This is a genomic window from Salegentibacter lacus, from assembly GCF_020164555.1.
Lineage (GTDB): Bacteria > Bacteroidota > Bacteroidia > Flavobacteriales > Flavobacteriaceae > Salegentibacter > Salegentibacter lacus.
The window spans coordinates 58,894-71,473 of sequence record NZ_JAIQZB010000020.1; the positions used below are offsets into that span (position 1 = coordinate 58,894).

General features: G+C 39.0%; 11 protein-coding genes. 8 read left to right on the forward strand and 3 right to left on the reverse strand.

What is annotated here, in order from left to right; translation table 11 throughout:
• Positions 1–50 precede the first annotated feature (50 nt).
• The 3 genes from LB465_RS15150 (at position 51) to LB465_RS15160 (ending at position 4,487) form a co-directional block, all read left to right on the forward strand.
• Complete coding sequence (locus tag LB465_RS15150; RefSeq protein ID WP_224470768.1) at positions 51–2,048, forward strand: urocanate hydratase; 1,998 nt, start codon at positions 51–53, stop codon at positions 2,046–2,048.
• Between the two features lie 12 nt (positions 2,049–2,060).
• A complete protein-coding gene (locus LB465_RS15155) occupies positions 2,061–2,603 on the forward strand; it encodes a DUF4136 domain-containing protein (RefSeq protein WP_224470769.1) in 543 nt (180 codons plus the stop codon).
• Positions 2,604–2,732: 129 nt separating this feature from the next.
• A complete protein-coding gene (locus tag LB465_RS15160) occupies positions 2,733–4,487 on the forward strand; it encodes an aromatic amino acid hydroxylase (RefSeq protein WP_224470770.1) in 1,755 nt (584 codons plus the stop codon).
• 38 nt (positions 4,488–4,525) lie between these two features.
• Here LB465_RS15160 and LB465_RS15165 read toward each other — a convergent pair whose 3' ends face one another.
• From LB465_RS15165 to alaS, 3 genes are all read right to left on the reverse strand, one after another.
• On the reverse strand, positions 4,526–5,140 hold the full coding sequence (locus LB465_RS15165) for a DUF4230 domain-containing protein (RefSeq protein WP_224470771.1): 615 nt from the start codon (positions 5,138–5,140) through the stop codon (positions 4,526–4,528).
• A gap of 290 nt (positions 5,141–5,430) precedes the next feature.
• A complete protein-coding gene (locus tag LB465_RS15170) occupies positions 5,431–6,378 on the reverse strand; it encodes a GSCFA domain-containing protein (RefSeq protein WP_224470772.1) in 948 nt (315 codons plus the stop codon).
• A 52-nt stretch (positions 6,379–6,430) separates the two neighbouring features.
• Entirely contained in the window at positions 6,431–9,040 is a 2,610-nt protein-coding gene (gene alaS / locus LB465_RS15175) for an alanine--tRNA ligase (RefSeq protein ID WP_224470773.1), read from the reverse strand.
• Between the two features lie 132 nt (positions 9,041–9,172).
• On the opposite strand from alaS, the gene LB465_RS15180 reads away from it, so the two are divergent.
• The 5 genes from LB465_RS15180 to LB465_RS15200 are packed head-to-tail and all read left to right on the forward strand — an operon-like array spanning position 9,173 to position 12,319.
• Positions 9,173–10,150 carry a M23 family metallopeptidase gene (locus LB465_RS15180; RefSeq protein WP_224470774.1) on the forward strand — a complete coding sequence of 326 codons (978 nt, stop codon included), beginning with the start codon at positions 9,173–9,175 and terminating at the stop codon, positions 10,148–10,150.
• Positions 10,150–10,479, forward strand: coding sequence for a MerR family transcriptional regulator (locus LB465_RS15185; RefSeq protein WP_079735950.1), 330 nt, complete (start codon positions 10,150–10,152; stop codon positions 10,477–10,479). The genes LB465_RS15180 and LB465_RS15185 overlap by 1 nt, the downstream gene beginning before the upstream one ends.
• A 2-nt stretch (positions 10,480–10,481) precedes the next feature.
• Positions 10,482–11,078, forward strand: coding sequence for a LemA family protein (locus LB465_RS15190; protein ID WP_224470775.1), 597 nt, complete (start codon positions 10,482–10,484; stop codon positions 11,076–11,078).
• A 5-nt stretch (positions 11,079–11,083) separates the two neighbouring features.
• The gene (locus LB465_RS15195; RefSeq protein ID WP_224470776.1) at positions 11,084–11,524 is read left to right on the forward strand and encodes a TPM domain-containing protein; all 441 of its coding nucleotides are present in this window, start codon (positions 11,084–11,086) and stop codon (positions 11,522–11,524) included.
• Positions 11,525–12,319 (forward strand): TPM domain-containing protein, encoded by a 795-nt coding sequence (locus tag LB465_RS15200; protein ID WP_224470777.1) that lies wholly within the window; start codon positions 11,525–11,527, stop codon positions 12,317–12,319.
• Positions 12,320–12,580 lie beyond the last annotated feature (261 nt).

Below are 12,580 nucleotides of genomic sequence, written 5' to 3' on the forward strand. Positions count from 1 at the left end.
TAATTTAACATTTCTTCCTATTATTGAAACCTATTGCAAACAGAAATTAAATGGACTTTAAAGCGAAAATATTAAAGGGAATTCCCGGCGAACTTCCGTCTAAAAAAGAATACGATACATCGGTGAACCACGCACCAAAACGCAAGAATATTTTAAATGCTGAAGAAAAACGATTAGCACTCCAAAATGCGCTGCGGTATTTTGAAGAAAAGCACCACAAGGAACTTTTACCCGAATTTAAGGAGGAACTAGAGAAATTCGGGAGGATTTATATGTATCGCCTGAAACCAGATTATAAGCTATACGCCAGAAGTATTGAAGAATATCCTGGAAAAAGCATTCAGGCCAAAGGGATTATGCTAATGATTCAAAACAACCTGGATCCCAAAGTAGCGCAACATCCCGACGAATTGATTACCTATGGAGGAAATGGAGCAGTTTTTCAAAATTGGGCGCAATACCTCCTCACAATGCAGTATTTAGCTGAAATGGAAAACGACCAGACCTTGGTAATGTACTCGGGTCATCCAATGGGATTATTCCCTTCCCACGAAAATGCTCCGCGAGTAGTCGTAACCAACGGAATGATGATTCCTAATTATTCTAAACCCGATGACTGGGAAAAATTCAATGCACTTGGTGTAACCCAATACGGCCAAATGACGGCCGGAAGCTATATGTACATTGGCCCACAGGGAATTGTTCACGGCACTACAATTACTGTATTAAATGCAGGAAGAAAAATATCAAAATCGGGCGAAGGCCTGGAAGGAAAATTATTTGTAACCTCGGGGCTTGGGGGAATGAGCGGTGCCCAGCCCAAAGCCGGGAATATCGCAGGTTGTATTACAGTTTGTGCCGAAGTAAATCCGAAAGCCACTCAAACTCGTCACAGCCAGGGCTGGGTTGATGAAGTAATTGAAGATCTTACTGCACTCGCAAAAAGGGTTCAGGAAGCCAAAGCGAACAAGGAAGTTATTTCTATCGCTTTTCAGGGAAATATCGTTGAAGTCTGGGAGTATTTTGACAAAGAAAATATTTATATCGATTTGGGTAGTGACCAGACTTCATTACATAATCCCTGGGCCGGCGGTTATTATCCGGTAAGCTTAAGCCTGGAAGAAGCTAATAAAATGATGGCCGACGAACCTGAAAAATTCAAAGAAAAAGTTCAGGAAAGTTTAAAAAGGCAAACCGCTGCAATTAACAAACACACCGCCAAAGGCACCTATTTCTTTGATTATGGAAATGCATTTTTACTGGAAGCATCCAGAGCCGGTGCCGATATTTTTGCTAAAAATGGGAAAGATTTTAAGTATCCAAGCTACGTTCAGGATATTATGGGTCCTATGTGTTTTGATTATGGTTTCGGGCCTTTTAGATGGGTTTGTGCTTCTGGAAAAGAAGAAGATCTCGAGAAAACCGATAAGATCGCGACTGAAGTTTTAGAAGAACTTAAAAGGAATTCCCCGGAAGAAATTCAGCAGCAAATGGCTGATAATATTCAGTGGATAAAGGGTGCTCGAGAAAATAAACTGGTCGTTGGTTCTAAAGCCAGAATACTTTATGCCGATGCTGAAGGCCGGGTGAAAATTGCAAAAGCTTTTAATGATGCTATTGGTAAGGGTGAAATTGGACCGATTGTTTTAGGACGTGATCATCACGATGTTTCAGGCACAGATTCTCCCTATCGTGAAACTTCAAATATTTACGACGGATCACAGTTCACAGCCGATATGGCCATACAAAATGTTATAGGAGATAGCTTTAGGGGAGCTACCTGGGTGAGCATTCATAATGGCGGCGGTGTTGGCTGGGGCGAGGTTGTTAATGGCGGATTTGGTATGATTCTTGAAGGAAATAAAACATCGGAAGAGCGTTTAAAATCTATGCTTTTCTGGGATGTTAATAATGGAATTGCCCGACGAAGCTGGGCCCGGAATAAAGAAGCAGTCTTCGCTGCTAAAAGGGCTATGCAAATGGAACCAAGGCTAAAAGTAACGATCCCAAACCTGGTAGACCCGGCTCTTTTCGACACTAACATCTAAAAATATTATTATATGAAAGTCTTAAAAATTACACCGGTTTTACTTCTGCTGGCTGTTTTGGTAACTTCCTGCAGCAGTGTGAGAGTTGCTTCAGATTACGATAGGGAAGTTAATTTTAATCAATATGAGAGTTATGCTTTTTTTAAACCGGGGATAGATAAAGCCGAGATTTCTGATTTAGATAAAAAACGAATTCTTAGAGCTATAGAAGATGAAATGCAACGCAAAGGCTTTACTAAGTCTGAAGATCCCGATCTTTTAGTAAGCATTTTCACCAAAACCAACGAAAATATTAATATCTACCAGAACAATATGATGGGCTGGGGATACGGCTGGGGATGGCACCCTTGGTACTGGGGCTCGGGTTTTAATACTGTAAATAGAACCAGTGAAGGAACGCTTTATATAGATTTAATAGATGCTGAAGGTAAAGAATTGGTTTGGCAAGGAATGGGTACCGCTGCTTTGGCCAGCGATGTGAATAAAAAACAAGCCAGAATTAACGAAATTGTTCAGGAAATACTGGAAAAGTATCCCCCACAAATAGAAGATTAACCCAACAAATTTTTTTACTAAAATGCTCCTTAAACAGGAGCATTTTTATTTTATAGGGCATTTGATTATCAATTTATGAATTTCAGCTTAATTTCTTATCTTTATAATGAATTTTAGTTAATCACACTTATGCTCGATAAAATTGAATCTAACGCGATTTTAGACCGTTTACCGTCCCATCTTCAGCAATATATAAAACCTCAGAATTACGATGATTATACTCCGGTCAATCACGCAGTTTGGCGTTATGTAATGCGTAAAAATGTAGATTACCTAAGTAAAGTTGCCCACGAATCATATTTAGAAGGTTTAAAACAAACCGGGATTTCTATAGATCATATTCCAAATATGTACGGAATGAACCGTATTTTAAAAGAAATTGGTTGGGCTGCAGTGGCTGTAGACGGGTTTATCCCGCCAGCTGCTTTCATGGAGTTCCAGGCCTTTAATGTTTTAGTAATTGCCAGCGACATTCGGCAACTCGAGCATATTGAATACACCCCGGCACCCGACATTATTCATGAAGGGGCGGGTCACGCTCCTATTATTGCCAATCCTGAATACGCTGAATATTTGAGACGTTTTGGGGAAATTGGTTGCAAGGCTATTTCGAGCGCAAGAGATTACGAAATATACGAAGCCATAAGGCATCTTTCCATTATTAAAGAAGCAGAAGGTACTCCACAGGATGAAATTGAAGCGGCTGAGCGGAAAGTGGACGAACTTCAAAACCAAACCAGCGAGCTCAGCGAAATGGCGCAAATTAGAAATTTGCACTGGTGGACCGTTGAATATGGTTTGATAGGCACGCTTGAAGATCCTAAAATCTACGGTGCAGGCTTACTATCTTCCATTGGGGAAAGCGCCTGGTGTATGACCGATAAAGTGAAAAAGATTCCATATTCAATCGAAGCCTGCAAGCAGGAATTTGATATCACCAAACCTCAACCTCAACTTTATGTAACGCCAGACTTTGCTCATTTAAGTTCAGTTTTGGAAGAATTTGCCAATAAAATGGCCCTGAGAAAAGGCGGTCTGGAAGGAATTCAAAAACTGATAGATTCTAAAAATCTTGGTACCATAGAACTGAGTACCGGTTTACAGATTTCGGGAGATTTTTCAAAAGTGATTTCATACGAAGGCAAACCAATTTATGTACAGACTTCAGGAAAAACTGCACTTTCCCACCGAGAAAAAGAATTGGTTGGACACAGCGTAAAAGACCATCCTGAAGGTTTTGGATCTCCAATCGGATCTTTAAAAGGAATAAATCTCGCGATAGAAGATATGAGTCCGCGCGATCTTAGAGCTTATGATATTTATGAAGGCGAAAAGATTGAATTTGAATTTGAAGGCGGAATAAAAGTTAAAGGCGAGATCATTACCGGAACCAGAAACCTACAGGGAAAAATTATCCTTATTAGTCTTAAAGATTGCAGCGTTACTTACGAGGACGAAATATTATTTAAGCCAGAATGGGGTAAATATGATATGGCGATTGGAAAAGAAATTATTTCAGCATTTGCTGGTCCTGCCGATAATCTTTCTTTTGATTTAATTACCCACAAAACTTCCAGTACTACCATAAAAAGTGAAAAGACTCCGGAACGTGAAGAACTGGATTCTCTTTATGAATCGGTTAGAAATATTAGGCAAGGAAACGACGCGAAATTTTCGTTGGATGCCGCTTTTGATCTTGTAAAAAAACACCATCAAAAAGACTGGTTACTTTCTGTAGAAATCTATGAATTAGTAGTTGGAAAAGAAGAAAAACTCACCAAAGAGGTTTTAAATCATTTGCAGGATGTAAAATACAGACGACCCGATATTTCTCATTTAATTGAAGGTGGAATAAATCTTATTGATGTGCAATTGGTCAACTAGCCTGGGATATTTAAAACTCAGTAAGTGAGCAAAATAATTTAGAGTTTTATCTCTTCCAGTTCTTTTGAATCATTAAAATTCTGGTCTTTATATTGAAGCGTCCAGCCCATAGAACTGGTTAAAATATAAATCTTTTGCAATTCACTTATCAGCCTGTTTTGGGCATTAGATTTTAACGAAGAAGCCTCTACTTTTTTCCGGATAGATTTTTCTATTCGGGTTCTTATTTTATTATGATCATCGGCATCAAACTGGTTTAAGTAATCTTGAGTCACATCGTAATATTTTATCTCCGGGTTAATGGAAATCTCTTCTTCAGGGATATAAGTGATGCGCACAATTTTATTTTCCTCATCAATTTCAGTTTGAAGTTTACTTAAATCATAAGCCACGGTTGCCGTTGCATTAACTACAATTAGCGCTTTCTTCCTCGCCGAGAAAACATCAAGATAGAATTTCTTCGAATCTTTGTAAGAATATACCTGGGAGAAAGTACCTTCAGTAACAACTAGTTTTCCAACATTTTTTATTTGCTGTTGAAGCAGGGCAGTGCTTTCTTCCAGTTGATCTCTTTCATTATTTCTATTCTCACAATAGCGAATTCCAAAAACAATAAGCAATACTAAAAAGGCTCCAATAAGGAAATTTCTCATTTATCAATTTTTTCTAAAGGTACAAAGATTGTGAATTTAGGGGTTTTTGAAGAAAACTTGATGTCATAAAACACTTATGGACGGCCCCACCCGTCCATAAGTTTTTAAATTTCTAAAATCTACCCCAACAAATTTTAGAAAAGGAATTAAGATATTTGTCAAAACCTTTGGGCTTTTCAGCCTTTCGTTATCAACGACTTACATCATTAATTCTGAAATAAAAATACAAAATATTTCTATATCAAGTCAAGTGAGAAGTTAATTTAAAGATTTTTTTACCCTAAATTAATTTAGAAATCCAGGCGCGGAACTCGTTTTTGAAGTGCTGAGATTTGAGATTTCAGCTTATCTGAAAAACGGGAATGAGCTTCAGAATTAGGATTAAACGGGCGATGTGAAAGGCCTTTCTGAATGTTTTCAACTTCGTTTAAAATAGCAAAAGAATCTTCTGAAAACCAGGCTTCTTTAAAACGATTCCAAATATAATCTATGGCTGTTTGGGAAGGGTGAAGCATATCTTCAGCATAAAAGCGGTAATCGCGCAGTTCGTCCATCATCAACTCATAAGAAGGAAAATAATGAATGTTATCGTTTTTCTCACAAATAGAGTGAACAGCACTAATTAAATGAGCCTTGCTGCGCTGGTTTTCAATAAATCCATCCTTAATATGCCGCACCGGAGAAACGGTGAAAATAACTTCAACATCAGAATTTATTTGGGTTAAATCTTTTAGAATTTCATTTAAAGCTCGCTGAATTTCTTCTGTAGATTGTAATTCTTTCCTGAAAGATTTCTGCGGAATTTTATGACAATTCGCCACGCTTTGCTCCCTTTCCAAATAAAAATAGCTCCAGGCTGTACCTAAAGTGATCACCAAATGGGAACTTTGCTGAAGAAACTTACGAGCGTTTTTTAATGCTGAATTAAGGTTCTTTAGTAAAACCTCAGCCTCAGGATCACTTAAAGAAGAGTGAGCATAAAAACAATGCCAACGCTCCTGGTGCTGAAAAATATCCTTTTCCGTATACAGGGTGTCTTCATTAAGTTTATGAAAAAACCTTGCAATAGCTAAAGGATGAAATAGAATTCCGAAGGGATTCTGTAAATTTTGCAGTTTATAAAAATCCAGTTTCTTCCCAATATTCTCTACAAAACAGGAACCAATGAGAAAAAGCTTAGATTCATAATCTATTTTAGGCTCAGCCTGTTGTATAGGTATTTTGGTCCTGAATTCCATAAATTTAAAACGAGCCACACAGATTCAAATAGTAACCTGTGTGGCTAATATTTTATTTCAAATAAGATGATGCTTCCTGCAAAGCTTCTTCGATTCCTTCCGGTTTTTTACCGCCCGCAGTTGCGAAAAACGGCTGGCCGCCGCCACCGCCCTGGATATATTTACCAAGCTCTTTTACAATATTCCCTGCGTGCAGGTTCTTTTCCTTAGCGAGATCTTTAGAAATATAGCAACTTAAAAGTGCTTTTCCGTTTTGCTCAGTTCCGAACAATAAAAATAAATTCTCAAACTCATCTCCCAACTGGAAGGCAAGGTCTTTTATTCCGCCGGCATCAAGATCTACTTTTTTAGCAAGGAAATTCACGCCGTTTATTTCTGAAATTTCAGATTTTAATTCACTTTTTAGGTTTTTGGCCTTATCCCTTAATAAAGCTTCAACCTGCTTTTTTAAACTTGCATTTTCTTCCTGTAAAGTATTTACTGCTTTTACAGGATCCTTTGCATTCTTTAGTTCAGCTTTAATTTGCTGTAAAACCTCATCCTGATTTGCAAAGTAATCTTTTACTGCTTCCCCGGTAATAGCTTCAATCCTTCGTATTCCTGATGCAACCGCGCCTTCCGAAGTGATTTTAAAATGCCAGATCTCTGAAGTATTCTTCACGTGTATTCCGCCGCATAGTTCCATAGATTCCCCAAAACGAATAGCACGAACCGAATCTCCATATTTTTCACCAAAAAGCGCCAAAGCTCCCTGATTCACGGCCTCTTTAAACGGAATGTTTCGTTGTTCTTCCAACGGAAGCTGCTCGTTGATTCGTTGGTTTACAAGTTTCTCAACTTGCTCGAGTTCCTCTTTAGTTACTTTGCTAAAATGCGAAAAATCGAAACGCAAGTAGTCTCCTTTTACTAACGAGCCCTTTTGTTCTACGTGCGTTCCTAAAACCTCCCGAAGCGCCTGGTGTAATAAATGTGTGGCCGTATGATTTGCCGCTGTAGCAGCGCGGTTTTTTGAATTAACCACCGCCTTAAATTTAGCTTTAGGATCTTTAGGCAGGGATTTAGCAAAATGAACAATTAAATTATTCTCTTTTTTGGTATCGGTGATTTCAACCTTATTCCCCTCATTATCCTCAAGATAACCTTTATCTCCAACCTGTCCACCACCTTCAGGGTAAAACGGAGTTTGGGTTAGTACAATTTGATATAACGCACCTTTTTTACTTTCTACTTTTCTGTAACGGGCAATTTTGGTTTCTATCTCTAATTCATCATAACCCACAAAAGCTTCAGCATTTACAGGATTTATTTCTTCCCAATCTCCCGCAGTAACCTGGGTTGCCGCACGAGACCTATCTTTTTGTTTTTTTAACTGAACTTCAAATTCTTTTTGATCAAGATCAAATCCGCGTTCGCGTAGAATCAAAGCGGTTAAATCTATTGGAAAACCAAAAGTATCATAAAGTTCAAAAGCCTTCTTTCCTGAAACGGTTTTTCCCTTAGTTTCAGAAATTATATTTTCCAGTAAAATCAAGCCCTGATCTAATGTTCTTAAGAAAGATTGTTCCTCTTCCCTAATCACATTCTCACATAAAGTTTTTTGCGATTTAAGTTCGGGAAATGCATCGCCCATTTGTTGGCTTAAAACATTTACAAGCTTATAAATAAATGGCTCTTTGGTGTCTAAAAACGTAAATCCGTAGCGAATAGCACGTCTTAGAATTCTTCTAATCACATAACCGGCACCGGTATTTGACGGAAGCTGCCCATCAGCAATAGAAAAAGTCACCGCCCTCACGTGATCTGCAATCACCCGGATTGCGATATCGGTTTTTTCTGATTTTCCGTAAGTGGAATTTGTGATTTTTTCAAGCTCCGCAATTAAAGGGGTAAAAACATCGGTATCGTAATTAGAATGTTTTCCCTGTAACGCCATACAAAGGCGTTCAAAACCCATCCCGGTATCTATGTGTTTTGCGGGTAATTCTACCAAAGAACCATCGGCTTTTCGGTTGTATTGCATAAAAACCAGGTTCCAGATCTCCACCACTTGAGGGTGATCGGCATTCACAAGTTCCCTTCCCGGCTTTTTGGCTTTTTCAGCTTCAGAACGAATATCTATATGAATTTCAGAGCAAGGTCCACAAGGTCCCTGGTCTCCCATTTCCCAAAAATTATCCTTTTTATCGCCGTAAACAATTCGTTCTTCAGGAACAATTTTTTTCCACAGCTCCAGGGCTTCAGTATCCAATCCTAATTTATCTTCCTTGCTTCCTTCAAAAACAGAAACGTAAAGATTTTTAGGAGTAATTTTAAAAACTTCGGTAAGTAATTCCCAGGCCCAGTTTATGGCTTCTTCCTTAAAATAATCACCAAAACTCCAGTTACCTAACATCTCGAACATCGTGTGATGGTAAGTATCCATCCCTACTTCTTCCAAATCGTTATGTTTTCCGCTTACTCGAAGGCATTTTTGGCTATCGGTAACACGCGAACTGGAGGGTTCGCTATTTCCTAAAAAATATTCCTTAAACTGAACCATCCCCGCATTGGTAAACATTAAGGTGGGATCGTCTTTTAGCACCATAGGCGCTGAGGGAACGATTTTATGAGATTTGGATTTAAAAAATTCTAAAAACTGGCTTCTTATTTCCTGAGATTTCATCTAACTACTCTAATCTAAAATTATTAATTTGTGTTGGTGCTGAAACAATTTCCTATATTTGTTCGTTTACCAGACTAAACTTAGCACGGTAATTGCTCAGTATTGTTGGCAAAAATAGCATAAATTTGACTCATGTCGAAGGTTAAATATTATTACGATAGCGACACGCAATCCTATAGAAAAATAGAGCGCCGAAAGAGCCGCCGCATAGGGATTGTAATGCTTAGTATCTTAGGATCTTTCCTTGCCGGCTTTCTATTACTGGTGATTTATTTAAACATTCCGCAGATTGTAACCCCTAAAGAAAAAGCCTTAAAACGCGAACTTCAAAACATGGAACTCCAATATGGTTTGCTGAATAAAAAAATGGGGCAGATCCAGAATGTACTGGCTAATATTGAAGATCGGGATAATAATATTTACAGAGTTTATTTTGAAGCCAACCCAATTCCCGAAGAACAAAGAAGAGCAGGTTTTGGTGGTATTAACCGCTATAAAGACCTGGAAGGTTTTGATAACTCAAAATTGATTATTGAAACCAGCAAACGAATGGATATTCTCACCAAGCAGCTGGTGGTACAATCTAAGTCCCTGGATGAAATTGCCGAATTGGCAAAGGAAAAAGAGAGCCTGTTATCTTCAGTTCCCGCTATCCAGCCTGTAAAAAATGAAGATCTGAGCAGGATTGCTTCCGGATACGGTTGGAGAACAGATCCTTTTACCAAAGTAAGAAAATTTCACCACGGAATGGATTTCAGTGCTCCTCGCGGCACTCCGGTTTATGCAACCGGAAATGGCCGAATAGAAAGAGCCGACAACCGTTCTACAGGCTACGGGAATCACATAAGAGTAGACCACGGCTATGGATACACAAGTCTTTACGCGCATTTATATAAATATAATGTGAGAGTTGGGCAACGAGTTCAGCGTGGAGATATTATTGGGTATGTAGGAAGTACGGGAAGGTCCCAGGGACCGCATTTGCATTACGAGATCTTTAAAGACGACCAGCGAATTAACCCGATTAATTTTTATTACGGAAACCTTTCGCCGGAAGAATTTGATAAGGTTCTGGAAAAAGCACAACAAGAAAATCAATCCCTGGATTAATGCACCTCAATTTACCAGAAAAAAGATATTATGGCATTGGCGAAGTTGCTGAAGCCTTTAAGGTAAACACTTCCCTCATTAGGTTTTGGGAAAAAGAATTTGATGTGATCCAGCCTAAGAAAAATGCAAAAGGAAATCGTAAATTTACACCCGAAGATATTAAGAACTTAGAGCTTATATATCACCTGGTAAAAGAACGCGGTTTCACCCTTGAAGGGGCAAAAACACATTTAAAAGAAGAAAAACACAAAACCCTTAGCAACTTCGAAATTATTCGTAAGTTGGAAGGAGTAAAAGCAAAACTAATCAATCTTAAAAATCAGTTGTAGAAATGAAAAAATGGTTAATCCCTGTAATAGTAATCGTAGTTCTTGGTATTATTGTTTACAGCCTCACCGCAGGAGTAAATAACACCGCAGTAGAATATGAAGAAGGAGTTATGAAGAATTGGGCCGATGTTGAAAATGCCTATCAGCGAAGAGCTGACCTTATTCCAAACTTGGTGAACACCGTGGAAGGTTCAGCTGATTTTGAACGAGGTACTTTAACCGATGTGATCGAAGCCAGGGCCAAAGCTACTTCTGTAAATGTTGATGCCGGAAATTTAGATCCGCAGCAAATACAGCAGTTCCAACAGGCACAGGGCGGATTATCTAATGCTTTATCCAGGCTTTTAGTTTCTGTTGAAAGATACCCAGATATTAAATCGAATCAAAACTTCCTTCAATTACAGTCGCAATTAGAAGGAACAGAAAACCGAATTAGCGTAGCGAGAAATCGCTATAACGAAGCGGTTAGACAATACAATACCTATATTAGAAAATTCCCAAATAATATTTTTGCCGGAATGTTCGGTTTTGAAAGGAAACCCGCATTTGAAGCTGAAGAAGGTGCAGAAAATGCTCCAGATGTTGAATTTGATTTTTAAGCGAAATGAGTAAAGTAGAGGATTTTTTAAGCAAAAAAGACGAAGAAGAAATCATTGAAGCCATTAGGACGGCAGAGAGCCATACTTCTGGTGAAGTAAGGGTTCACCTTGAAAAAACCACGGGTGATCTGGATATCTTTGATCGCGCCATGGAGGTCTTTCATATGCTAAAAATGGATAATACCAAGCACGATAATGGAGTGCTTATCTATGTTGCCGTAGAAGATCATAATTTCGTGATCTATGGCGACAAAGGTATTAACGATGTAGTCCCAGCTGATTTTTGGGAAAGCACAAAAGATGCCATTGTAGAAAAATTTAAAAAAGGAGAATTTAAGCAAGGTTTAGTAGACGGAATTTTAACCGCCGGCCAGCAGCTTAAAAAACACTTCCCGTATAGCGATGACACCCGGGACGAACTCTCCAATGAAATTTCAAAAGGATAAATGCCACAATTCACTAAAAGATCCAAATTAATATTTTTCTTTTTCCTCATTTTTTCGGGGTTTATATATGCGCAACGCGATGTTCCGCCGAAACCGGCAGAAGAAACCAGTGTTTATGACGAGGCTGATATTTTAACTGCTTCGGAAGAAAGTCAGCTGGAGCAGAAGTTGGTCAATTATGCTGACACCACTTCCACCCAAATTGTAATCGCAAGTATCAACTCTTTTCAAGGTGAAAACCAAAGTGATTATGCTACTAAATGGGCCCAGGAATGGGGAATCGGACAAAGTGCAGAAGACAACGGACTGCTTGTTATCGTAGCTGAAGAAGATAAAAAGATATGGATCACCACAGGTTACGGACTGGAGGAATACTTGACCGATGCCAAAACCTGGCAAATAATTGAGCAGGTAATTCTTCCCGAATTTAGAAACGGAAGTTATTACAATGGTCTTGATGCGGGTACTACCGCAATTTTCCAGGTCTTAGACGGTACTTTTGAAGGAACCCCAAAAAGACGTGGCCAATCTGAAGGAATACCCATACAGCTTCTTGTAATGGGAATTATCTTACTGGTAATTATTGTTTCGCTTGCCAATAAAAACAAAGGTGGAAGAAATGGCGGAAGAAGAAGTGCCGGAGGCACCTTCCTGGATGCTATAATCCTGAGTTCATTGGGTCGTGGCACATTTGGCGGCGGCAGTTCCGGTGGAGGTTTTGGCGGCGGAGGCGGCTTTGGTGGCGGCTTCGGCGGTGGAGGCTTTGGCGGTGGCGGTGCCGGTGGAAGCTGGTAGTTACAGTTCGCAGTTATCAGTAGACAGTTGGCAGGAAATCAGTTTGTAGTTCTCCAATTCAGGGATGTTATAATCGGAAAGTAATTTTACTCAAATTCCATTTAAAAACTCATACAAGCTCCTCCCCTTTTTTCAAGCTACCGTGTGTACACAAATGTACTATTTTAGGAGTATGAATATAACTGAAGATACTCATGGGTTTTTCCCGAACTATTCGGGATATCTGTCTGACCCTCGTTTAGAACGAAGATGTCAGCAATT

What these genes read in the sequence shown, in the direction of transcription:
- LB465_RS15195 (WP_224470776.1), top strand. Translation starts at nt 11,084, where the DNA reads ATGAGTAAAGTAGAGGATTTTTTAAGCAAAAAAGACGAAGAAGAAATC.
- LB465_RS15190 (WP_224470775.1), top strand. Translation starts at nt 10,482, where the DNA reads ATGAAAAAATGGTTAATCCCTGTAATAGTAATCGTAGTTCTTGGTATT.
- LB465_RS15200 (WP_224470777.1), top strand. Translation starts at nt 11,525, where the DNA reads ATGCCACAATTCACTAAAAGATCCAAATTAATATTTTTCTTTTTCCTC.
- LB465_RS15150 (WP_224470768.1), top strand. Translation starts at nt 51, where the DNA reads ATGGACTTTAAAGCGAAAATATTAAAGGGAATTCCCGGCGAACTTCCG.
- LB465_RS15155 (WP_224470769.1), top strand. Translation starts at nt 2,061, where the DNA reads ATGAAAGTCTTAAAAATTACACCGGTTTTACTTCTGCTGGCTGTTTTG.
- LB465_RS15165 (WP_224470771.1), bottom strand. Translation starts at nt 5,140, where the DNA reads ATGAGAAATTTCCTTATTGGAGCCTTTTTAGTATTGCTTATTGTTTTT.
- LB465_RS15160 (WP_224470770.1), top strand. Translation starts at nt 2,733, where the DNA reads ATGCTCGATAAAATTGAATCTAACGCGATTTTAGACCGTTTACCGTCC.
- LB465_RS15180 (WP_224470774.1), top strand. Translation starts at nt 9,173, where the DNA reads ATGTCGAAGGTTAAATATTATTACGATAGCGACACGCAATCCTATAGA.
- alaS (WP_224470773.1), bottom strand. Translation starts at nt 9,040, where the DNA reads ATGAAATCTCAGGAAATAAGAAGCCAGTTTTTAGAATTTTTTAAATCC.
- LB465_RS15185 (WP_079735950.1), top strand. Translation starts at nt 10,150, where the DNA reads ATGCACCTCAATTTACCAGAAAAAAGATATTATGGCATTGGCGAAGTT.
- LB465_RS15170 (WP_224470772.1), bottom strand. Translation starts at nt 6,378, where the DNA reads ATGGAATTCAGGACCAAAATACCTATACAACAGGCTGAGCCTAAAATA.